The following is a 22,156-nucleotide window of genomic DNA, read 5'->3' as shown; positions in this document are numbered from 1 at the left end:
CGGGCAAACGGGCGTGCCGAATACCGGTCGTTCAGATCAACCGGCCAGCCCCACCGTCTGGGCAACGAGCCACAGATTCGCCGCACTGATCGCAACAAACAGCGTCCACACGAGCAGGCGCGTCGGCAGCGTGTTGGCGAATTCGCCCATCAGCGATCGGTCGCTCGTCATGCGGATCAGCAGATACAGCGCGAACGGCAGTTGCAGGCTCAGCACGACCTGACTCGCGACGAGCAGTTGGCCAACCGCGGCATTGCCGAGCATCTGCACACCGATCAGCGCCGCGATCACGAGCGATGCGATCGTGTCGATGCGTGACATGCCGATCGCCGAGCGGATGCTGGCCGGATCGCGCTTCACCGCGCGGGTCTGCACGATCGACGAGTGCAGATACAGGTTATGCGGCATCACCGTCGCGCCGATAATGCCAAGCGTCGTTGATGAGGTCGATGAAGCGCTTGCCAACAGGCTTAGGAATTCAGCGCTTCGCCACCTGCTGCTGCGCTGAAACCGATGCGGCTCCGGCCGCAGAGCCGGAAGCCGCAGCCAGCGAAGCCGCCGCGCCGCCGGAAGCACCAACCGGCACCGGCGCCGCCCCCACCGCCGTATCCCCCGCCGTCACATCGCCCCAACCGCCACCGAGCGCGCGAATCAGATTCACGGTCGCGACCGCCTGCGTGCCCGCCAGATGGCTCGCCTGCAATTGCGACTGCAGCACCTGCCGCTCGCCATCGATCACGTCGAGATAGCTGACCGCGCCCTCCGTGTACTGCGTGCGCGACAGATGCGCGGCGCGCTGCGACGCATCGACCGCGTCGTTCTGCTCGCGCATCTGATCGTCGAGCAAGCGCAGATCGGCAAGATTGTCCTCGACTTCACGGAACGCCACGAGCACCTGCTGGCGATATTGCGCGACGTCCTCGTCGTACTTCGAACGGGCCTGCGCGAGATTGGCCTTGCGGCGGCCGCCGTCGAAGATCGGCACCGTCAGCGCGGTACCCGCGAACGGACCGAGGATGAACGCGCGGCTCGACCACATGAACAGATCGCCGAGCGTCGCCGATTCAAAGCCGAACGCGCCCGTGATGTCAAGCTTCGGGAAGAACGCCGACTTCGCGAGCCCGACGCGCGCATTCGCTGCCTGCATCGCGCGTTCGGCTGCCGCGATGTCCGGCCTGCGTTCGAGCAGCGCCGACGGCAAACCCGGCGGCACGCGCACCGCCACCGGCGCGAGCGGTTCTTCCGCGAACGAGAAATCCGCGGGCGGCTTGCCGAGCAGAATCGCGAGGCTATGCTCCGAGGCCGCCCGTTGCCGCGCGACGCCGACCGCATCGGCACGCGCGCTCGCGAGCTCGTTACGCGAGCGCGACAGATCCAGCTCGCTGATATCGCCTTCCTTGAAGCGCCGCTCGACGAGCTTCAGCGTGTCCTCGCGCAACGCGACGGTGCGGCGATACAGATCCTGGTCGGTGTCGAGCTCGCGCAACTGGAAGTAGTTCTGCGCGACATCGGCCTGCAACGACAGTTGCACCGAGCGAAACAGCGCTTCGCTCTGCTGTTCGTCCGAGCGCGACGCGTTCACGTTCGAGCTGACCCGCCCGAACAGATCGGCCTCATACGACGCGCCGACCTGCGCGCGCCAGATCGTGCCCGTCGTGCCGCCCGCGCTGTCCGGCAGGAATTGCGACGCCGCCGACGCACGCTCCCGGGTCGGGCCGAAGCCCGCGTCGAGCTTCGGGAACCAGTCGGACTTCGCCGCCTGCGTGACCGCGCGCGCCTGCTGCACGCGCGCGGCTGCGGCCTTCAGGTCCTGGTTCGCGGCGGCGGCCTGCTCTTCGAGCGCGTCGAGCTGCGGGTCGCCGAACACCTTCCACCATTCGCCACGCAGGGCGTCGTCGGCGGGCTGGGCCGGCTTCCACGTGCCGGTGTTTTGCGCCGGCGCGGCCGAACCAGCCGCCACGCCCGACGCCGCCGCAGCCGACGTCGCCATCGCGGGCGCTTCCTTGAACGCCGCCGGCGTATCGACGTCGGGACGCTTGTACGTCGGCTCGACTGAACAAGCGGCCAGCAGGGCGATCAGCAAACCGCTCGCGGCCGCGCGGCCCCATCCGCGCAAAGAGTCAAAGCGAGATTCAAAGCGTTTCATTGTTGTTTTCTCCTCAGGCGTCCGTAACGGGCGCGCCATAGCGCGGCGCATCTTTCTGCGCGACGTGAATCGTCCCGCCCGCGAGCGAACGCAGCACCACATAGAACACCGGCGTCAGCATCAGGCCGAACAGCGTGACGCCGAGCATGCCGAAGAACACCGCGACGCCCATCGCGTGACGCATCTCCGAGCCCGCGCCGCTCGACAACACCAGCGGCACCACGCCCATGATGAAGGCGATCGACGTCATCAGAATCGGCCGCAGACGCAGACGGCTCGCTTCGATCGCGGCCTGCAGCGGACTGCGTCCGTCGTGTTCGAGCTCACGCGCAAACTCGACGATCAGGATCGCGTTCTTCGCGGACAAGCCCACCAGTACCATCAAACCGATCTGCGTGAAGATGTTGTTGTCGCCACCGGTGAGCCACACGCCGGTCAGCGCGGACAGCACGCTCATCGGCACGATCAGGATCACGGCGAGCGGCAGCGTCAGGCTTTCGTACAGCGCGGCGAGCACGAGGAACACGAGCAGCACGCTGATCGGGAACACCCACATGCCCGCATTGCCGGCGAGGATCTGCTGATACGTGAGGTCGGTCCACTCGAGCTTCACGCCGCGCGGCAGCACCTCGGCGGCCACGCGTTCGGCCGCGGCCTGCGCCTGTCCCGACGAAAAGCCGGGCGCCGGGCCGCCGTTGATGTCGGCGGCCGTGTAGCCGTTGTAGCGCACCACCATCTCCGGTCCGTAGGTCGGCGTCACCGTGACGAGCGACGACAACGGCACCATCTCGCCCGCCGCGTTGCGCGTCTTCAGTTGCAGGATATCGTCGGCGCGTTGACGGAACGGCGCATCCGCCTGCACGCGCACCTGATACACGCGACCGAAGCGGTTGAAGTCGTTCACGTACAGCGAGCCCAGATAGATCTGCATCGTGTCGAACACGTCCGTGACCGACACGCCGAGCTGCTTCGCCTTCACGCGATCGAGATCGACGTTCAGCTGCGGCACGTTGATCTGATAGCTGGAGAAGGTCGGCCCAAGTTCGGGCGTTTGCGCCGCGCGCTTCACGAATGCTTCGGCAGCCTTGTTGAGTTCCGCGTAACCGAGCGCGCCGTGATCTTCGAGCTGCATCTTGAAGCCGCCGAGCGTGCCGAGCCCGAGCACCGGCGGCGGCGGGAACACCGCGACGAACGAGTCCTTGATCGCGCCGTACTGCTGGTTCAGCGCACCGGCAATCGCGCCTGCCGAGAGCTTCTTGTTGCCGCGCTCCTTGAACGGCTTCAGCGTGACGAACACGATGCCCGCGCTCGAACTATTCGTGAAGCCATTCACCGACAGACCAGGGAAGGCCACCGCGCTTTCCACGCCCGGCTGCTTCAGCGCGATCGCGCTCATATCGCGGATCACCCTCTCCGTGCGATCGAGCGAGGCACCGTTCGGCAACTGCGCGAACGCGATCAGATACTCCTTGTCCTGCGCGGGCACGAAGCCGCCCGGCACGACCCGCGCCATCAACACGGTTGCACCGACGAGGATCGCGTACACCGCGAGCATCGCGCCCTTGCGGCGCAGCACGCCGCTCACCCCGCGGCCATACGCTTCCGAACCGCGATGAAAGACCTTGTTGAAACGCTTGAAGAAGCCGCCGAGCACACGGTTCATCACACGCGTCAGCCAGTCTTCCTTCTCGCCATGGCTGCGCAGCAGCAGCGCGGACAACGCCGGCGACAGCGTCAGCGAATTGAACGCCGAGATCACCGTCGAGATCGCAATGGTCATCGCGAACTGCTTGTAGAACTGGCCCGTGAGACCCGTCATGAACGCGAGCGGCACGAACACGGCGACGAGCGTCAGCGCAATCGCGATGATCGGCCCGCTCACTTCGCGCATCGCCTTGTAGGTCGCCTCGCGCGCACTGAGCCCGCTTCCGATGTTGCGCTCGACGTTCTCCACCACGACGATCGCATCGTCGACCACGATGCCGATCGCGAGCACCATGCCGAACAGCGACAACGCGTTGATCGAGAAGCCGAACGCAAGCAGCAGCGAGAACGTGCCGACGATCGACACCGGCACCGCGATCAACGGAATGATCGACGCGCGCCACGTCTGCAGGAACACGATCACGACGATCACGACCAGCGCGATCGCTTCGAGCAGCGTATGGATCACCGCCTCGATACTCGAACGCACGAACTGCGTCGGGTCGTAGACAATCCGGTATTCGACGCCGGCCGGCATGTCTTCGGCGAGTTCCTTCATCGCCGCGCGCACCTGCTCTGAAATCGCGAGCGAGTTCGCACCCGGCGCCTGATTGATCGCGAGCGCAACCGCGGGCTTGTTGTCGAGCAGCGAACGCAGGCCATATTCCGACGCCGCGAGCTCGATCCGGGCGATATCGCGCAGATAGGTCACGCCGCCGTCGGGCGCGGTCTTCACGATGATGTCGCCGAATTCGCCCTCGGTCTTCAAACGGCCGCGCGCATTCACCGACAACTGCAACTGCGTGCCCGGCACCGACGGCGATGCACCGATCACACCGGCCGCGACCTGGATGTTCTGCTCGCGGATCGCGTTGACGACTTCGGTCGCCGTGAGACCGCGCTGCGCGACTTTCTGCGGATCGAGCCAGATACGCATTGCGTAATCGCCCGAGCCCCACAGCTGCACTTCGCCGACGCCTTGAATCCGCGCGAGCCGATCCTTCACGTTGAGCAGCGCGTAATTGCGCAGATACGTCATGTCGTAGCGATCGTTCGGCGAGATCAGGTGCACGACCATCGTCAACGTCGGCGAACTCTTGATCGTCGTCACGCCGAGCCGCTGCACGTCTTCCGGCAGACGCGGCAGCGCCTGATTGACGCGGTTCTGCACGAGCTGCGTCGCGAGGTCGGGATTGGTGCCGAGCTTGAACGTGACCGTCAGCGTCAGATTGCCGTCGCTATTGGCCTGCGACTGCATGTACAACATGTTCTCGACACCATTGATCTGCTCTTCGAGCGGCGCGGCGACCGCCTCGGCGATCACCTTCGGATTCGCGCCCGGATACTGCGCGTGCACCACCACCGAAGGCGGCACCACTTCCGGATACTCGGAAATGGGCAGCTTGAACAGCGAGATGATGCCCCCGAGCAGGATCAATACCGATAGCACGCCTGCGAAGATCGGGCGATCGATGAAGAATTTGGATATGTTCATTGGAAGCTCTTAACGTTGGAGCATGCGCGTTGGAGCATGCGGCTCACGAATTGCCTTTCGCGCCGGCCTCGGCCTTGGCACGCGACTGCGCGAGCGCTGCGCTGTTCGGGTCGTCGTCGGTCGTCATCGGCACCATGTGCGCGCGCACCATGTCGCCGGGACGCACACGCTGAACGCCGTTGACGACGATCCGATCGCCCGGCTTCAAACCGTCCTTGACGACGCGCAGATTGCCTTGCATCGAACCCGTCGTGATCCCGCGATAAACGACGTGGTTGCCCTGATCGACGACCAGCACGAACTTCTTGTCCTGGTCGGTGCCGACCGCAGCATCGTCGATCAACAGCGCCGGATGCGGTGCGCTGCCCCCCACCTTGAGGCGCGCGTAGAGGCCCGGAATCAGCGCGCCGTCCGCGTTGTCGAACTTCGCGCGCACGCGGATCGTGCCCGACGACGTGTCGAGCCGGTTGTCGACCGACTCGATCGTGCCGCTGCGCGAGTAGCCGGATTCATCGGCGAGACCGAGTTCGACCGGCACCTTGCTGCCGTCCTTCGCGCGGCTCAGGTATTGCAGGTAGGTCTGCTCGTCCGCGTCGAACGACGCGTAGATCGGCGACACCGACACGAGCGTCGTCAGCGGCACCGAACTGGCGCCCGCCGACACCACGTTGCCGACCGTGATCTCCGCGCGCGACACGCGGCCCGACACCGGCGCGACGATCTTCGTGTAGCCGAGATTGATGCGCGCGGTTTCCAGCGCGGCTTGCGCGGCCTTCAGGTTCGCGCTCGCCTCGCGCGCGGCGTTCTGCTTCTCGTCGTAGTCGCGTTTGGCGATCGCGTTGTCGACGATCAGCCGTTGCGCGCGTTCCCAGTCGCTTTGCGTGTAGCCGGTGCGTGCCTGCGCGGCCGCGAGCTGCGCTTGCGCGCGATCGACTTCGGCCGCGTACGGACGCGGATCGATCACGAACAGCGTGTCGCCCTGCTTCACGAGCGCGCCGTCCTTGAAGTTCACTGACACGATCGTGCCCGGCACCTGCGAACGCACGTCCACTTTCTGCACGGCTTCGAGACGGCCCGAATAAGACTGCCAGTCGGTGATCGTCTTCTGCACGACGGTCGCCACGTCCACTTCCGGCACGATGGTGGGTGCGGCCGGCGAGCTCGCATCGACACGAATCGCGCCGAACGTGCCAAGCCCGGCAAGGACGACGACGACCACGGCGGCTAACGCCACGCGGCGGCGGGAAAGAGGAAGGATAGTCATGTGTAGCTCCCGGTATCGTTGATTGAATTTCTGTTTATCGATGAGCGCGCGCGTCGAAGCGCCACTGGAAAAAGCGCACCGCTTCCTGCAAAGCGGGCGGATGATCGGCGAGCGCCGCGTGCGACACGCTCGGAAAGCGCACCACCTGGGTCTGCACGCCCGCGTCGATCAGATTGCTTGCATACTTCTCGGCCTCGACGTGCAGCACGTCGTTCTGCGCGGTCGCGATCAGCGTGGCCGGCAAGCCGGCGAGCCGCGACGATTCGAGCGGCGCCGCATACGGATGCATGCGCTGAGACGCTTGCGGCAGATACGCGCGATAACACGCGGCGCACTCGCGCGCGGTGATGTCGGAACCGAGCCGCTGCTCGTCGCCGAGCCGCGTCAGGCTCGGATCCAGCATCGGGCCGAACAGCGCCTGCGCGCTGATCGGCACGTCGCCACGATCTCGCGCGATGAACGCGAGACAATTGGCGAGTTGGCCGCCCGCGTCATGGCCCGCCACACCGATCTTTCTGCTATTGCCACCAAATGCCCGTGCCCGCGTCTGCACCCACAGCGCCGCGCGATGCGCGTCTTCCGGCGCGGCTGGAAACGGAAACCGCGGCGCGAGCGAATAGCCGACCGACACCACGAGCGCCGGTAAGTGTTCCGCGAAATACCGCGCGGCGAAGTCCGCGCACTCGATCGAACCCTTCGTAAAACCGCCGCCGTGAAAATAAAGCAGCACCGGCAACGCGGTTTTTTTCGTCAGCCGATACAGCCGCAACGTAATGGGTTGAGCGTACCCATCGATATCCACGTCGGTGACTTCAAGTGTCGGGTCGTTGGCCTCAGCGCCAGTGTCTTCGGCGGAAACGCCGGTGGAAAAAGGCGGGTACGGCGATTTGAATGCATCCATGTCGAGCCGCGCAAATGCGCATAGAACTTCAATGGTGCGAATTGTGGGTTCGGCAGACTCGCAAATAAATGCCTATAATCCGGCAACACAATTCGGTGCCTTTGAACAATCCCGTTGTGATTGTTTTCGCGGACTCCATTCCCGCCTGTGCACCAGCCCCTTCTGGAGGTTTGCAATGGACCGGCTTCAGGCCATGCAAGTGTTCACGCGCGTCGTCGACACCAACAGCTTTACCCGCGCAGCGGAAACGCTCGACCTGCCGCGCGCATCGGTTACTACGATTATTCAGAACCTCGAAGCGTTTCTCGGCACGCGGCTGATGCACCGGACCACCCGCCGTCTGTCGCTGACGCCCGATGGCGCCGCGTACTACGAGCGCTGCGTGCGCATCCTCGCGGATGTCGAAGAGACCGAGGCGAGTTTCCAGAGCGGCAACAAGAAGCCGCACGGCAAGCTACGCATCGACATGCCGGGCTCGATTGGCCGTCTGCTCGTCATTCCGTCGCTGTGCGAATTCCACATGCGCTATCCGGACATCGATCTGCAACTGGGCCTGACCGACCGGCCCGTCGATCTGCTGCAAGAAGGTGTCGATTGCGTGGTGCGTGTCGGCGCGTTGCAGGATTCGTCGCTGGTCGCGCGCCGCATCGGTCTGTTCGAGGGCGTGACCTGCGCGTCGCCCGACTACATCAAGCGCGCGGGCGTGCCCGCTTCGCTCGAAGATCTCGACAATCACAAAGCCGTCAACTACTTCTCGAGCCGCACGGGACGCACGCTCGACTGGGCGTTCCTGGTGAACGGCAACGAAGTGGAAGTGAAGATGAAAAGCATCGTGTCGGTCAACGACGCGGATGCCTACGTGACCTGCGGACTCGAAGGCTTCGGTCTGATTCAGCCGGCGCGCTTCATGGTGCTGCCGCATCTGGGCTCGGGTCAGCTCGTCGAAGTACTGCCGGACTTGAAACCCTTGCCGATGCCGATTTCGGCAGTCTATCCGCACAGTCGTCATCTGTCGCCGAAAGTCCGCGTTTTCGTAGACTGGATCGCGGAGCTGTTCGATCGTTGCCCATTGCTGAGCGGACGCGGCACTCTCGACGCCACCTGCACGAAGCGCACATTCGAGCAGCGCGAGTCCGCGCCGGCACTCGACACGCCGGTGATGACCGAATGGGTCGCATGAAGTACGGGAAGTGAAACAGTGAATTCCAGCCGCGGCGCCAATGCCGCGGCAACCGTGCAATCGCACGGCCCCGATGAAGCCTCGCTCGCGATTGTTCCTGAATCGCGACAATTCATTTCGCAAAACCGCGATTTATCCATACCGCGTCGACGTCTACATTTCACCCTGTCGCGGCGCCATCGCGCTGCCAATGAATCGACAGGAGTGAATCATGAAACGCAATCTGTTGGCAGGCCTCGCTCTGTCACTGCTCGTCAGCGTTCCGGCATTTGCGCAAGGCGGCGGCGGTATCGGCCGCGCGGGAACGTATGACACGCAACCGGCGCCGAGCGCGAGCACGAAGACACGCGCCGAGGTCAAGGCCGAACTGGTCGCCGCGTATCGCGACGGCTCGCTGCCCTCACTGAATCGCACCTCGTATCCGGACAAAGGCCTGATCGGCCAGACGCAAGCCGCGCGCATCGCGTTGCAGGAAGGAACGAACGGCGAAGTGACGCGCGTTGCGGAGGGCCAGTAACGAGTTAGAAGAAGTTGATTCAGAACCCGGCGCGCTTGCGGCGCAAAACTGCGCGCCTCTTCATCGAGGAGCACATCATGACACCATCGGAACTCGACAACTGGAATACCGACACGCCCGTGTGGACACCGTATCGCCCGGTACAGCATTGAGCGTTGGCTGTCGTTCACGGCACTCGGCGTCATGCGCCCGCGAAGTGGCTTCGCGGGCGCATTTGCATTGAAGCGATCGAAAGCGGTGCGGCCTGTGACGACGCGCTTGCTGTCGTTTCCCTATAATCGAACTTCCTTCCCTCGCAGCGGGTTTGTGCGCTTCACTATAGGAGCAACACGATGGATTATGTGAAACTCGGCCGCACCGGCCTCGATGTATCGCGTCTCTGTCTCGGCTGTATGAGTTATGGCGTACCTTCGCGCGGCACGCACCCCTGGTCGCTCGACGACGAAGCCGCGCGGCCTTTCATCAAGCAGGCGCTCGATCACGGCATCAACTTCTTCGACACGGCCAACGTCTATTCGGACGGCACCAGCGAGGAAATCGTCGGCCGTGCGCTGAAGGACTTTGCGAAGCGCGATGAGATCGTGCTAGCCACCAAGGTCAATAGCCGCATGCATCCGGGCCCGAACGGCGCGGGGCTGTCGCGCAAGGCGATCATGGCGGAGATCGATAACAGCCTGCGGCGGCTCGGTACCGACTATGTCGACCTGTATCAGATCCATCGCTGGGACTACGGCACGCCGATCGAAGAAACGATGGAAGCGCTGCACGACGTCGTGAAAGCCGGCAAGGCGCGCTATCTCGGCGCGTCGTCGATGTACGCATGGCAGTTTGCCAAGGCGCTGCAGGTGGCCGAGCGCAATGGCTGGACGCGCTTCGTGGCGATGCAGAACTACGTGAATCTGCTGTACCGCGAGGAAGAGCGCGAAATGCTGCCGCTGTGCGAAAGCGAAGGCATCGGCGTGATTCCGTGGAGTCCGCTTGCCCGCGGACGCTTGACGCGCGACTGGGACACCGAAAGCGCGCGCTCGGAAACCGATGAATTCGGCCGCACGCTGTACGCGCACACGCAGGAAGCGGATCGGCGTATCGTCGAGCGGGTCAGCGAGATCGCGAAAGAGCGCGGCGTGCCTTGCGCGCAGGTTGCGCTAGCGTGGGTGCTGCAGAAGAAGCCGATTACCGCGCCGATTGTCGGTGCTACCAAACTGCATCATCTCGACGATGCGGTTGCGGCGCTCTCGTTGAAGCTCAGTGACGAAGAGATTCACCGGCTCGAAGAACTGTATGTGCCGCATGCAGTGGCGGGGTTCAAATAAGCGCTGTGAAGCGTACTGGCATCCAGTCGGGACGGGCGGAATGACCCGCGATTGCAGCGCACGTCGCTTCGCCTCATCTCGCTTCCTCTCGCCTCCTCTCGTCCGCGGGGTTCATGGACCCGATTCATGCCCGAGTGGAGAAGTCTTCTTTAATTGCGCGGCACATCCGGTTCGAAGAACACCCAGCGCACCTGAGGAAACGTGGCCTGCAGATCGGCCTCGATGACGTTGATCGCATCGACCATCGCGCGGCCGCTCGCGTAGTCGATCATTTCCGCCTGCACCGCCACCACCACGTGACGCCCCCACTGCAGCGTGATCAAGTTGATGATGCCGCGAATCTCGGGACGCGCGCGCAGATGCGCGTCGATGGCGCTGCGCACTTCCGGGCTCGCCGATTCGCCGACGAGCATCGACTTCACTTCACGCGCGACGAGCCACGCGATCGTCATCAGCAGAAAACCGATCCCCACCGAGCCGAGCGCGTCATACACGGGGCTGCCGGTCACCATCGTCGATAGCACCGCGACGAAGGCGATCGCGAGACCGAATAGCGCGGCGATATCTTCGCCGGCCACGACCAGCAGATCCGATTCGCGCGTTTCGCGAAACCAGTGCCACAGATTTTTATCCGGATGCGTCTTGCGAATCTCCTTGACCGCGCCCCACAACGATAGCGATTCGAGCACCACCGACACACCGAGCACCGCCAACGCGACGAACGCATATTGCAACGGCTCGCGCGCAATCAGTCGATGCACGCCCTCATACACCGAAAACGCACCGCCGACGAAAAACAGCAGCAACGCAACCAGCAGCGAATAGAAGTTGATTTCGCGGCCGCTGCCCATCGGATGCAAAGGGCTCACCGGCTTGCGCGCTTCGCGCAGTCCGAATAGCAGCAGCAGTTGATTGCCGCAGTCGGCGGTGGAGTGAATCGCTTCGGCGAACATCGATCCGGAGCCGGTGAACGCCGCCGCGGCGAACTTGCAGACGGCGATGCCGAAGTTGGCGGCGAGTGCGTAGAAAATGGCTTTCGGCGATTCTTCTTTCATCTGCTGGCGGGGGTCGGTGAGTGGGCTGGGTATTGTTGGGTATTGCACGAGCGAAGTGATCGGCAAGTACTCGATATTATGGATGACAACGACACACCCGCTCGCAGGAATCGGACCTGATGTGCCGTCGTGCCGCCAGTTCCCCAGGCGTCCTTCGCACCATTCGTGCGGCTCACGCCCTCTCGAGCGCCGCCATCTCCCGTACGACAACCAGCAGCACCGAAAGACTCGCGCCGCCCGTCGCGCGCAGATCGGTCAGCAGACGCGTATAACGCTCGAGCTGTGCCGCGCGTTTGTCGCGCCACGCTTGCACCAGCGAATCGGGCGTCGACGCATCGGTCGCGCCGGCCAATGCGCTCGTGGTCAGCGCGCGCTTGAGCCGTGCGAGTTCGGCGAGCGCCGATGCGCGCGCGAGCATGTCCCAATGCGTCGGCGCCGGCAACGAGGCGGCGCGCTCGCTGATCCAGCTGTAATTCAGCAGCGTGCCGAGCGCGAAGTAGACGCCCGCGACCTGTTCGAGATTGCGCCCGCACGTCGACGCGACTTCGGCGATATCGAGCAGAGCGGCCGACACCTCGCCGCTCGCGATCCGCACCGCGAGATCGCTATCGACACCCGCATCGACGAACACCCGTTGCCGCTCCGACAACGCTTCGAGGTCCGCGCCAGGCAACAGCGCCGGCCATTGTGGCGCGAGACGCTGCGCGGCGTCGCGACAGCGCGCGAGCAGGCCGGTCACGTCGTCGCCGGCCGCGCCCGTTTGCAGATGCCGCAGGAACCACAGCGCCGAACGTTCGACGAGCCGCGCGACCTCCGCGAACATGCGTGCCTGCACGTCGTCGGGAACGCGGTTGTCGAGCGCGTCGATGCTGCGCCAGATCTGATCGAGATCGAACACGTCGCGCGCCATGATGCACGCGCGCACGATGTCGCCGGGCTGTGCATCGGTCTCCTCCATCAGCCGATGCACGAACTCGCAGCCGACGCGATTCACGAGCGCATTGGTCAGATGCGTCGCGAGGATTTCACGGCGCAGCGGATGGCGCTGCATCGGTTCGCGGAAACGCTGCTGCAGAGGTTTCGGAAAGTACTCGATCAACATATCGCTAACGAGCGGGTCTTCCGGCATCGACGATTCGAGCAGCGCGTCATAGAGCCACATCTTGCTGTACGCGAGCAGCACCGCGCGCTCGGGTGTCGTCAGTCCCTGCTTCGCGGCCGCGCGCTCGGCGATGTCCTCGTCGGTGGGCAGAAACTCGATCACGCGATTGAGCCGCCCCGCCTTCTCCAGATAGCGCATCAGGCGCGCTTCGGCATCGAGCAGCGCCACGCCAAACCGGCCCGCGATCGACAAAGCCTGGGTCTGATAGTAGTTGTCCGTCAGCACGAGCAGACCGACTTCATCGGTCATTTCGGCAAGCAACGCATTGCGCTGCTTCTCCGTCATCTCGCCGTCGGCGACGACGAGGCCCAGCAGAATCTTGATGTTGACCTCGTGATCGGAGCAATCGACACCGGCCGAATTATCGATCGCATCGGTATTGATGCGGCCGCCGCGCTGCGCGAACTCGATGCGCCCGAGTTGCGTCAAGCCGAGATTGCCCCCTTCGGCCACGACCTTGCAGCGCAGATCCGCACCGTTCACGCGGATCGCGTCGTTCGCGCGATCGCCCGCCTGCTGATTGGTCTCGCGGCTCGCCTTCGCATAGGTGCCGATGCCGCCGTTGTAAAGCAGATCGACCGGCGCCTGCAGAATCACGCGCATCAGCTCGGCCGGCGAGAGCGCCGCCGCGCTGATCCCGAGCGCCACCTGCACCGCCGTCGACAGCGGAATCGTCTTCGCGCTGCGCGGGAACACGCCGCCGCCGGCGGAGATCAGCGACGGATCGTAATCGGCCCAGCTCGAACGGTCGAGCATGAAGAGCCGCGCGCGCTCCGCCATGCTCGCCGCGGGATCGGGATTCGGATCGAGAAAGATATGGCGGTGATCGAACGCGGCGAGCAGCTTGATATGCGGCGACAGCAGCATGCCGTTGCCGAACACGTCGCCCGACATGTCGCCGACACCGACCACCGTGAAGTCCTCGCTCTGCGTGTCGACGCCGATTTCGCGGAAGTGCCGCTTGACCGACTCCCACGCGCCGCGCGCGGTGATGCCCATCTTCTTGTGGTCATAGCCGACCGAGCCGCCCGACGCGAACGCGTCGTCGAGCCAGAAACCGTATTCCTGCGAGATTGCATTCGCGTAGTCGGAAAACGTGGCCGTGCCCTTGTCGGCGGCGACGACCAGGTACGGGTCGTCGGGATCGTGGCGCACCACGTCAGGCGGTGGCACGACGTCGGTGCTCGCCAGATTGTCGGTCACGTCGAGCAAGCCGCGCAGGAAGGTCTGATAACACGCGACGCCTTCGCGCATCCACGCATCGCGCTCGCCCTGCGGCGGCGGATTCTTGACGACGAAGCCGCCCTTCGAGCCGACCGGCACGATCACCACGTTCTTCACCATCTGCGCCTTCATCAGGCCGAGCACTTCCGTGCGGAAATCCTCGCGCCGATCAGACCAGCGCAGGCCGCCGCGCGCGACGCGCCCGCCTCGCAGATGGACGCCCTCGACGCGCGGCGAATAAACCCAGATCTCGAACATCGGTTTCGGCTCGGGCAAGCCGGGCACCTGGGCGGGATCGAACTTGAACGACAGATACGGCTTCGGTTGGCCCTGAGCGTCATGGCGGTAGTAGTTGGTGCGCTTGGTCGCCTTGATCACGCCGAGGAACTGCCGCAGGATGCGGTCTTCGTCGAGATTAGGCACCTGGTCGAGCGCGCTGTCGATCGTCTCCAGACAAGCGTTGACGCGGGCCTCGCGTACCGCGCCGAGCGCCGGATCGAAGCGCGCGATGAACAGGTCGACGAGCATGCGCGCAATCGCCGGATTACCGGTCACCGCGCGTTCGATATACGCGTCGCTGAACGTCGAACCGACTTGCCGCAAATACTTCGCGTAAGCGCGCAGAATCGTCACCTCGCGTGCATTGAGCTGCGCGCGCAGCACGAGGCGGTTGAAGTCGTCGCTTTCGATCGTGCCGGTCCATACCTGCTCGAACGCCTGTTCGAACAGATCCTTGACCCGCTCGATGTCGAACTCGGTATCGTCCGCGAGTTCGAGGCCGAAGTCGTGGATCCACGCGGGCATCGCACCGGGCGCCTCGATCAGATGAGGCCGCTCTTCGTCGACGCGCACCCCCAGATGTTCGAGCATCGGCAAGCTGCGCGACAGTGCGATCGGCAGCCCCGCGCGATACACCTTGAAACGGAACGCGCGCGGTCCCGATTCGATCGGCCTGTACAGGTTCATCGCGAGCCGCTCGCTGCCCTGCACGCGCTCGATCAGTTCGATATCACGCACGGCCGTGCGCGCCGGATAGTCGTCGCGATAGCCGGCCGGGAACGAATCGGCGTAGTGCTGCAGCAAACGGTTGCCCTGCTCTTCGCCGTACGCGTCGAGCAATGCGTCGGCCAGATCGTCCTGCCAGCGTCGCGCGACCTGCACGAGGCGCGCTTCGAGCTCGCGCGTGTCGACGCTCGGCATGCCGCCCGCTTTGGCATGGACGACGAAATGAATTCGCGCGAGCGTCGACTCCGACAGCAGCGGCGTGAATTCGACGTTCTCACCATTGAATGCGTCGGCGAGCAGGTTGGCGATGCGCTGCCGCAGATCGGTGTTGTACTTGTCGCGCGACACGAACACGAGGCACGATACGAAGCGATCGAAGCGATCGCGCCGCACGAACAGCCGCGTGCGCTGATGCTCCTGCAAACGCAGCACGCCGAGGGCGGTGTCGTACAGCTGGTCCTCGTCGGCCTGGAACAATTCGTCGCGCGGATAGGTCTCGAGCACCGTCACCAGCGATTTCGCCAGATGACCTTTCGGCAGGAATGCGGCGCGTCTGACGATATTTGCGCATTTGCGCCTCACAATCGGAATCTCCGCAGCCGACACGAAATAAGCGGTCGACGTATACAGGCCGATGAAGCGCCGCTCGCCCGTCACCTTGCCATCGGCGCCGCTCAGCTTGATGCCGACATAGTCGAGATAGCCGGGCCGGTGCACCGTGGCGCGCGAATTGGCCTTAGTCAGAAAGATCGGCGACGACCCGGAGATGATCTCCGTGGCCGCCGGCGGCAACGGCGTGACTTCCGCCACGCCGCCCGGCTGCTGCGCATCGCGCAGAATGCCGAGACCGGAGCCCGCGACCGCCCGCAAACCGAAGCCGCCGCCGTGCTGCACCAGTTCGTAATCACGGTGGCCGAGGAACGTGAAATGATCGGCGACCATCCATTCGACGAACGCGCGCGCTTCGACGCCCTCGGGACCGGTTTCGCGCACCTTCATATCTTGAATGGTCTGCTTCGCGCGTTCGATGATCTTCGGCCAATCCTCGACCGCCGCGCGCACGTCGCCGAGCACGCGCGCGATGTCGTCGCGCAACGCGTCGAGTTTTGCGGCATCGCCACAACGATCGACCTCGAAATGGATGCACGAGGTCAGATGCGAGCGCGTATCGCCGGCTTCTTCGGCACCTTGGCTCACGCGCGCGATGCTGCCGTCCGGCGCGCGCCAGACCCGAAATACCGGATGGACGACCGAATGCAGCGCGAGCCGATGCCGGTTGACCGACATCGCGACCGAATCGACGAGGAACGGCATGTCGTCGTTGACGATTTCGATCACCGTGTGATCGGAATGCCAGCCATGCTGTTCGAGGATCGGGTTATACACGCGCAGCCGCTGCTCGCCCGGCACGAAGCGCTGCGCGGTCTGCCAGTGGGCCAGCGCCGCGCCGTACAGATCGGCGATCGAGCGGCTTTGCAGATCGCCCGCGTCGACGAAATCGTAGTAATGCCGCAGGAAGGGTTCGACGATATTGAAGGCCGGCTCCGGCAACCGCCCCCGCGCAAATTCGACAACATCGTTCAGCAGGTGTGTGACGGCTTCTTCGTTCTTTGCTTGCATGATCGACTCCCCCGGCTGGCGGCAATGGTGAGTATCGCGTGATTCGCAGGCAACGTCTGACTTGGAATTATGCGCCTGCCGTACGCGATACGGCCGTTTCGCGCAGTCAGGTAATACCCGCTGACCGGTCGTCGAAGAATCGCCAGACCCTAGCATCGCTGCGGCGCGGCAACGCCGTGCGCGGCTCAACGCGCGGGCTTTGCGGGCGCCGGTGCCGGCGCGGCCGCATCGCTATTCTCGGCGCGCTGGGTAAGCCACGCGCGAATCTGCGCGGCCGTCCACGCGGGATCGTCATGGGGTAGATCGTGGCCGGCCCACGAATGCTTGCGATGCGGCGCGCCCCACGCCGTCGCGAGCTTCGCCGAACAGACCGGGTTGACGAGCCCATCGGCTTCCGACGACAGAATCAGCAGTGCACACTCCGGCGCGGCGGGCGCCGCGCTAAAGCATGCGGCCGCCCACAATTGCCGCAGCGCATTCGCGCGGCTCACCGGCGCGCTGCGGCGAATCGCGGTCCAGGCAGCGAGATCCGCGCCCAAGGTGTGGAGGTTATTGCACGTGAGTCGATGGATGCCGCTCTCGGCATCGGCGGCATCGCTCCAATGCGCCGCGACGCCGAGCAGACCAGGCCACGCCGACGGCCGCAGCCGCTCGTGCATGCGGCTGAATGGCCGCATGCTCGTATTGATCAGCACGAGCCGTTCGATCTCGCCGGGATGACGCTGTGCCCAGTGGGTCGCGACCATGCCGCCGAGCGACATCGCGAGCACGTTGTAGGGGCCCGGCACACCCGTTTCGAGCGCTGCCTGCCGCACGAATGCGACCATGCCCGCGACGCTCGCGGGCGCGCGCCGCCGCACGTATTCACCGTTGCCAGGCAGATCGAGCAGCAGCAAACGCAAGCCGGTCGTGCTCGTTGCGGCTGGGGTTGCATCGCGCAAGCGATCGCCCGAAATTTGACCCAGGGTTTCGCGCAACGCCGCCGGCAAGCGCCCCCAATGCCGCGTTTCCCGCGTCAGTCCGCGCAGCAGAATCCACGTGCTCATACGCGATCCGGCCCGTACCAGTGATCGAGCGCGCTTTGCAGCAACTGCTCGCGACGGTTGCCTTGCGGCAGCCAGCGCTGCGCCGAAAACGCCGCGCGCGCGAGGAAGTCGAACAGGTTCGCATGGCGCCGCAGCACGCGCGCGGTGCGATGCTCCATGACCGGATTGAACATGCCCTGCCGCGAAAACAACTGCCGCGGGTTTTTCTTGATCCACAGCCACGAGCCGAGTTCGAGCGTCATCGGCAGAAAGACGTTCGGCGCCGGCGTGCGGTCATACGCGTAGTCCCACAGATCGCCGTGCAGCAGATACTGATGGCTTTGCGGCTCGAACGTGTAGCCGTGATGCGGATGCGCGTGTTCGAACATGCTCTTCAACACGTACATTTCGGGCAGATGCGGCATCTGCCGGCGGGTTCGGGCGTACGGAAACCAGATGCTGTCGCTCCAACCGTAGCCGGAATGGCAATCGAGCGCGATGCTCAACGGCCGCGCGGCGAGCTGCGTCTCGACGACTTGCAGCAGCGCGGCCGCCTCGACCTCCATCGGCTCGCCCGCGCGGCCGCGATACCAGGGCAACCACGCGCCGACGCGCTGGCCGCCCGCCAGCAGCGGCACGCGCGCGTCGGCGTCTTGCGGTGCGTTGCGCATCAGGTCGACGCCGCGCGGATTCGCGCGCGTCGCTGCCCACATGCCGCCGGGATTCGCGATCGGTAAAAAGATCAGCCGGATGGACTGCAATTGCCGCACCAGCAATTCGTCCCATTCGAGCCGAGCGAGCAGCGCGCGCATATAGTCGAGGACGAGTTGCGAGCCGATTCGCTCGAGCCCGTGAATCCCGCCGAAAAAGCCAATGGCCGGCGCGAGCGGATCGGATGAACCGATGCTCGCGGTGTAGACGGAAAAGCGCCGGCCGCGTACCTCGGTCTCGCAGACCGCGCGGATTTCGAAGCTCGCCCTGCCCTGGTCGAGTATCGACTTGAGATCTTCATATTCGGCAAAACTGTCCGGAAGAAAGCTCAAAGGAGTCGGCATGACGGCGTGACCGGAGTGTCGGGATTATTAAGGAGGGCCGGAAAACCCGCACTATAGCCTGGCTGTGTGTCAGCACGCGCGAGCGCGCACGTGTGCACGCGAATCGTGTCATCCGTATGTCACTTTCCGTTTGAATCACTGACTTCGCAATGACTTCGCAATGACTTCGTTTTGCCATCCTGACGACACATGACACAGCGGAAAACGCGACGCACAAAGATGTAGTCGTCTAGACGTTGCGATGCCTTCACTCAACCGTCACAGTCGCTTCCTAGAATGAGCCCACACCTGCCGGCAGTGGCCGCATGCAAGAGGGAATACAGATGGAAGCGATCCGTGAAGCTATTCGAATCGAGCGTTTGAGCAAGACGTTCGGTAACGGCCGCAAAGCGCTCGACGAAATCGATCTGCGCGTCGCGCCCGGTGAAATGGTCGCGCTGATCGGCGCGTCCGGCTCGGGAAAATCGACGTTGCTGCGGCATATCGCGGGCTTTACCGCGTCGGACGCGCAGCCGTCGCAAATCGAGATTCTCGGCCGGCCGATCCAGCAGAACGGCCGCATCGTGCGCGAGGTGCGCAGCATTCGCCGCGACATCGGCTTCGTGTTCCAGCAGTTCAATCTGGTGAACCGGCTGTCGGTCGAAACCAACGTGCTGATCGGCGCGCTCGCGCGCCTGCCGTGGTGGCGGCGTCTCTCCGGCCGCTTCCCGCGCGCGGAACGCGCGCTGTCGCGGGCCGCGCTGCACGAGGTCGGAATCGGCGAATATGCGCGCGAGCGGGCCGCGAACCTGTCGGGCGGTCAACAGCAACGTGCCGCGCTCGCACGGGCGCTCGTGCAACGTGCGCAAATCGTGCTCGCCGACGAGCCGATTGCCTCGCTCGATCCCGAGTCGTCGCGCCGCGTGATGGACATGCTGCAAGCGCTGAACGTCGAGCACCGGATCACGGTGCTGGTGTCGCTGCATCAGGTCGACATCGCGCTGCAGTACTGCGCGCGCACGGTCGCGCTGCGTCGCGGCAAGGTGGTCTACGACGGCCCTTCCAGTGCGCTGACACCGGCGCTGCTAAAGAAACTCTACGGCGGCGATGCGCGCGAACTGCTCGACGACGCGACGCACGACGCAGACGAAACTCACGACGAGCCTGACACCCCCGACACCGCCGCCGCGCGCTACGCGTTCGCGTTGAACGCCGCGCCGTCGAACTGAACCGCGCACGCTGTCGCGCGCTTTTGATTCTCTCCGTCCACTCAACCGGATCTCAACCGATGAAATTCCTGCGCTCCCTGATCACGCTCGCGGCCGGCGCTGCCGCTTTCGCCTGCATCGCCGCGGCCCACGCCGAGGACATCAACCTCGGGATCATCTCGACCGATTCGTCGGCGGTGCTCAAGCAACGCTGGGAACCGCTGATCGATGACATGAAGAAACAGACCGGCCTGAACGTGAAGGCATTCTTCGCGACCGATTACGCGGGCATCATCGAAGGCATGCGCTTTAACAAGGTGCAGGTCGGCTATTTCGGCAACGCGTCGGCGATCGAAGCCGTCGATCGTTCGAGTGGCGAAGTATTCGCGAAAGCGCAGCACGCGAACGGCGACAGCGGCTACTACTCGCTGCTGATCACCAACGTGAACAGCCGCTTCAAGACGCTCGACGACGTGTTCAAGGACACGAAGAGCGTGACGCTCGGGTTCGGCGATCCGAACTCGACGTCGGGCACGCTGGTGCCTGGCTACTACCTGTTCGCGAAGCACAACGCGCCGGTCTACACGTCGTTCAAGAGCGTGCTGCCGTCGAGCCACGAAGCGAATCTGCTGGCCGTCGTCAACAACAAGATCGACATCGCGACCAACAACAGCATGATGATGGAAACGCTGAAGCGCGAGCACCCGGACAAGTTCGCGCAGGTGCGCGTGCTGTGGACCTCGCCGCTGATTCCTTCGGACCCGCTCGTGTGGCGCAAGGATCTGCCGGAAGCGACGAAGGACAAGCTGCGCAAGTTCTTCCTGAACTACGCGAAAACCGATTTGCACGAAAAAGCGGTGATGGCCGGCATCACCGAGTACAGCGGCTTCGAGGCATCGTCGGATCAGCAACTGCTGCCGATTCGCGAGATCGTGCTGTTCCAGCAGAAGCAGAAGATCGAGAACGATGCACATCTGTCCGATAGCGACCGCAAGACGCAATTGGCCGCTCTCGACGCGAAGCTGAGCGCGCTCAGCAACGCACAGTCGAAGCAATGAACTCCGCCGATCTGAGCACGTCGCCCGCGCGCGCAAGCGAAGCGGCCGCCGCGCAGACGGCGCAAGATAAAGATCGTGCCGGCAAGCGCAGCTGGTGGTCGTTGCTCGGCTGGATCGCGGTGCTCGCGGTGCTCGGCGGCGCATGGCACGGCGCCGACATGCGGCCGCTCGATCTGCTCAGCGACTCGGCCAACATGGGCCAGTTCGCCGCGGACTTCTTCCCGCCCGACTTCACCGAGTGGCGCAGCTACGTGCACGAGATGTACGTGACGCTGGCGGTCGCGATCTGGGGTACCGCGCTCTCCCTCGTCTGCGCGGTGCCTTGCGGCCTGATGTCAGCGCACAATCTCGCGCCGCAGTGGGTCGTGCAGCCGATGCGCCGCCTGATGGACGCATGCCGCGCGATCAACGAAATGGTCTTCGCGATGCTGTTCATCGTCGCGGTCGGCCTCGGGCCATTCGCCGGCGTGCTCGCGCTGTGGGTGCATACGACGGGCGTGCTCGCCAAACTGTTCGCAGAAGCGGTCGAGGCGATCGATCCGCGCCCGGCCGAAGGCGTGCGCGCAACCGGCGCGACGCGCCTCGACGAAATTGTCTATGCGGTGCTGCCGCAAGTGCTGCCGCTGTGGATCTCGTACGCGCTGTATCGCTTCGAGTCGAACGTGCGCTCGGCGATGGTGGTCGGCATGGTCGGCGCGGGCGGCATCGGCGTCGTGCTGTACGAAGCGATCCGCTCGTTCAACTATGCGCAGACCGCCGCGGTGATGATCATGGTGATCGTCGTCGTGACGGTGATCGATCTCGGCTCGGCGTGGCTGCGTGAACGGGTGATCTGAGGACGGCGCGCGTCGCGCGCGCGGCACTGAGCAGCCGGATTCAAAACGCCATTCCGGCCTTGTTGCTGCCGCTGCCGGCGCTGGCCGCGTGGCCGTATATCGTTGCGTCGGCAGTGCTCGAATGGGGCTATCTGCTCGCGCTGATTCGCGCGTACAGAAGCGGCGATTTCGGTCAGGTCTATCCGATTGCGCGCGGTCTTTCGCCGATGCTCGTGTTCGTCGGCGCACTCGTGTTCGCGGGCGAGGTGCTGAAGCCGCTCGCCGCGCCCGGCATCGCGCTCGTGTCGTGCGACATCGACTCGCTCGCCTTTCGGCGCTGACGAGCACGTTGCCGAAGCCAAAATCGTAGGTCGCGCCCGCACCGAGGATGCGCTGCTGGTCGGTGCCCGCGCCCGTCGGGCTCACGACG

The 22,156-nt window shown here is 64.4% G+C and carries 15 protein-coding genes and 2 pseudogenes; 8 read left to right on the top strand and 9 right to left on the bottom strand.

Annotated features, from left to right (window positions below; genetic code table 11):
- Window positions 1–36 precede the first annotated feature (36 nt).
- The 5 genes and pseudogenes from HWY30_RS06850 to HWY30_RS06830 all read right to left on the bottom strand — a co-directional run.
- A pseudogene (locus tag HWY30_RS06850) lies at window positions 37–468 on the bottom strand (divalent metal cation transporter); the annotation flags it as partial.
- Between the two features lie 10 nt (window positions 469–478).
- Window positions 479–2,146, bottom strand: a complete 1,668-nt coding sequence (locus tag HWY30_RS06845) for an efflux transporter outer membrane subunit (protein WP_090810208.1) — start codon at window positions 2,144–2,146, stop codon at window positions 479–481.
- Window positions 2,147–2,159: 13 nt separating this feature from the next.
- Window positions 2,160–5,345, bottom strand: coding sequence for an efflux RND transporter permease subunit (locus tag HWY30_RS06840; protein WP_090807047.1), 3,186 nt, complete (start codon window positions 5,343–5,345; stop codon window positions 2,160–2,162).
- A gap of 43 nt (window positions 5,346–5,388) precedes the next feature.
- Complete coding sequence (locus tag HWY30_RS06835; protein ID WP_090807049.1) at window positions 5,389–6,609, bottom strand: efflux RND transporter periplasmic adaptor subunit; 1,221 nt, start codon at window positions 6,607–6,609, stop codon at window positions 5,389–5,391.
- Between the two features lie 34 nt (window positions 6,610–6,643).
- On the bottom strand, window positions 6,644–7,510 hold the full coding sequence (locus tag HWY30_RS06830) for an alpha/beta hydrolase (RefSeq protein WP_090807050.1): 867 nt from the start codon (window positions 7,508–7,510) through the stop codon (window positions 6,644–6,646).
- 175 nt (window positions 7,511–7,685) lie between these two features.
- Between HWY30_RS06830 and HWY30_RS06825 the strand changes: the two genes are divergently transcribed.
- The 4 genes from HWY30_RS06825 to HWY30_RS06810 all read left to right on the top strand — a co-directional run bounded on the left by HWY30_RS06825 (window position 7,686) and on the right by HWY30_RS06810 (window position 10,520).
- A complete protein-coding gene (locus tag HWY30_RS06825) occupies window positions 7,686–8,690 on the top strand; it encodes a LysR family transcriptional regulator (protein ID WP_090807052.1) in 1,005 nt (334 codons plus the stop codon).
- Between the two features lie 211 nt (window positions 8,691–8,901).
- On the top strand, window positions 8,902–9,207 hold the full coding sequence (locus HWY30_RS06820; RefSeq protein WP_090807054.1) for a DUF4148 domain-containing protein: 306 nt from the start codon (window positions 8,902–8,904) through the stop codon (window positions 9,205–9,207).
- Between the two features lie 14 nt (window positions 9,208–9,221).
- Entirely contained in the window at window positions 9,222–9,359 is a 138-nt protein-coding gene (locus HWY30_RS06815) for a hypothetical protein (protein ID WP_018423447.1), read from the top strand.
- Window positions 9,360–9,539: 180 nt separating this feature from the next.
- Window positions 9,540–10,520, top strand: coding sequence for an aldo/keto reductase (locus tag HWY30_RS06810; protein WP_090807056.1), 981 nt, complete (start codon window positions 9,540–9,542; stop codon window positions 10,518–10,520).
- Between the two features lie 149 nt (window positions 10,521–10,669).
- Here the strand turns inward: HWY30_RS06810 and HWY30_RS06805 are convergent, their stop codons facing one another.
- From HWY30_RS06805 to HWY30_RS06790, 4 genes are all read right to left on the bottom strand, one after another.
- Window positions 10,670–11,575, bottom strand: a complete 906-nt coding sequence (locus HWY30_RS06805; protein WP_090807058.1) for a cation diffusion facilitator family transporter — start codon at window positions 11,573–11,575, stop codon at window positions 10,670–10,672.
- A 172-nt stretch (window positions 11,576–11,747) separates the two neighbouring features.
- Window positions 11,748–16,586 (bottom strand): NAD-glutamate dehydrogenase, encoded by a 4,839-nt coding sequence (locus HWY30_RS06800; RefSeq protein ID WP_090807060.1) that lies wholly within the window; start codon window positions 16,584–16,586, stop codon window positions 11,748–11,750.
- Window positions 16,587–16,771: 185 nt separating this feature from the next.
- Window positions 16,772–17,632 (bottom strand): alpha/beta fold hydrolase, encoded by an 861-nt coding sequence (locus HWY30_RS06795; RefSeq protein ID WP_090807062.1) that lies wholly within the window; start codon window positions 17,630–17,632, stop codon window positions 16,772–16,774.
- Window positions 17,629–18,666 carry a M14 family zinc carboxypeptidase gene (locus tag HWY30_RS06790; RefSeq protein WP_090807064.1) on the bottom strand — a complete coding sequence of 346 codons (1,038 nt, stop codon included), beginning with the start codon at window positions 18,664–18,666 and terminating at the stop codon, window positions 17,629–17,631. Before HWY30_RS06790 ends, HWY30_RS06795 begins: the two co-directional genes overlap by 4 nt.
- A 323-nt stretch (window positions 18,667–18,989) precedes the next feature.
- Between HWY30_RS06790 and phnC the strand changes: the two genes are divergently transcribed.
- The 4 genes and pseudogenes from phnC to HWY30_RS06770 all read left to right on the top strand — a co-directional run.
- Entirely contained in the window at window positions 18,990–19,874 is an 885-nt protein-coding gene (gene phnC, locus HWY30_RS06785) for a phosphonate ABC transporter ATP-binding protein (protein WP_090807065.1), read from the top strand.
- Between the two features lie 59 nt (window positions 19,875–19,933).
- Entirely contained in the window at window positions 19,934–20,911 is a 978-nt protein-coding gene (phnD, locus tag HWY30_RS06780) for a phosphonate ABC transporter substrate-binding protein (RefSeq protein WP_090807067.1), read from the top strand.
- Window positions 20,908–21,747, top strand: coding sequence for a phosphonate ABC transporter, permease protein PhnE (gene phnE / locus HWY30_RS06775; protein ID WP_090807070.1), 840 nt, complete (start codon window positions 20,908–20,910; stop codon window positions 21,745–21,747). Before phnD ends, phnE begins: the two co-directional genes overlap by 4 nt.
- 62 nt (window positions 21,748–21,809) lie before the next feature.
- Window positions 21,810–22,064, top strand: a pseudogene (locus HWY30_RS06770) (EamA family transporter); the annotation flags it as partial.
- Window positions 22,065–22,156 lie beyond the last annotated feature (92 nt).

Source organism: Paraburkholderia tuberum STM678, assembly GCF_902833905.1.
GTDB lineage: Bacteria > Pseudomonadota > Gammaproteobacteria > Burkholderiales > Burkholderiaceae > Paraburkholderia > Paraburkholderia tuberum.
The sequence above is the reverse complement of the archived record's forward strand: the minus strand, read 5'-3'. Positions and strand labels throughout refer to the sequence as shown.

What these genes read in the sequence shown, in the direction of transcription:
- HWY30_RS06790 (WP_090807064.1), bottom strand. Translation starts at nt 18,666, where the DNA reads ATGCCGACTCCTTTGAGCTTTCTTCCGGACAGTTTTGCCGAATATGAA.
- phnD (WP_090807067.1), top strand. Translation starts at nt 19,934, where the DNA reads ATGAAATTCCTGCGCTCCCTGATCACGCTCGCGGCCGGCGCTGCCGCT.
- HWY30_RS06795 (WP_090807062.1), bottom strand. Translation starts at nt 17,632, where the DNA reads ATGAGCACGTGGATTCTGCTGCGCGGACTGACGCGGGAAACGCGGCAT.
- HWY30_RS06845 (WP_090810208.1), bottom strand. Translation starts at nt 2,146, where the DNA reads ATGAAACGCTTTGAATCTCGCTTTGACTCTTTGCGCGGATGGGGCCGC.
- phnC (WP_090807065.1), top strand. Translation starts at nt 18,990, where the DNA reads ATGGAAGCGATCCGTGAAGCTATTCGAATCGAGCGTTTGAGCAAGACG.
- HWY30_RS06825 (WP_090807052.1), top strand. Translation starts at nt 7,686, where the DNA reads ATGGACCGGCTTCAGGCCATGCAAGTGTTCACGCGCGTCGTCGACACC.
- HWY30_RS06835 (WP_090807049.1), bottom strand. Translation starts at nt 6,609, where the DNA reads ATGACTATCCTTCCTCTTTCCCGCCGCCGCGTGGCGTTAGCCGCCGTG.
- HWY30_RS06840 (WP_090807047.1), bottom strand. Translation starts at nt 5,345, where the DNA reads ATGAACATATCCAAATTCTTCATCGATCGCCCGATCTTCGCAGGCGTG.
- phnE (WP_090807070.1), top strand. Translation starts at nt 20,908, where the DNA reads ATGAACTCCGCCGATCTGAGCACGTCGCCCGCGCGCGCAAGCGAAGCG.
- HWY30_RS06800 (WP_090807060.1), bottom strand. Translation starts at nt 16,586, where the DNA reads ATGCAAGCAAAGAACGAAGAAGCCGTCACACACCTGCTGAACGATGTT.
- HWY30_RS06810 (WP_090807056.1), top strand. Translation starts at nt 9,540, where the DNA reads ATGGATTATGTGAAACTCGGCCGCACCGGCCTCGATGTATCGCGTCTC.
- HWY30_RS06830 (WP_090807050.1), bottom strand. Translation starts at nt 7,510, where the DNA reads ATGGATGCATTCAAATCGCCGTACCCGCCTTTTTCCACCGGCGTTTCC.
- HWY30_RS06820 (WP_090807054.1), top strand. Translation starts at nt 8,902, where the DNA reads ATGAAACGCAATCTGTTGGCAGGCCTCGCTCTGTCACTGCTCGTCAGC.
- HWY30_RS06805 (WP_090807058.1), bottom strand. Translation starts at nt 11,575, where the DNA reads ATGAAAGAAGAATCGCCGAAAGCCATTTTCTACGCACTCGCCGCCAAC.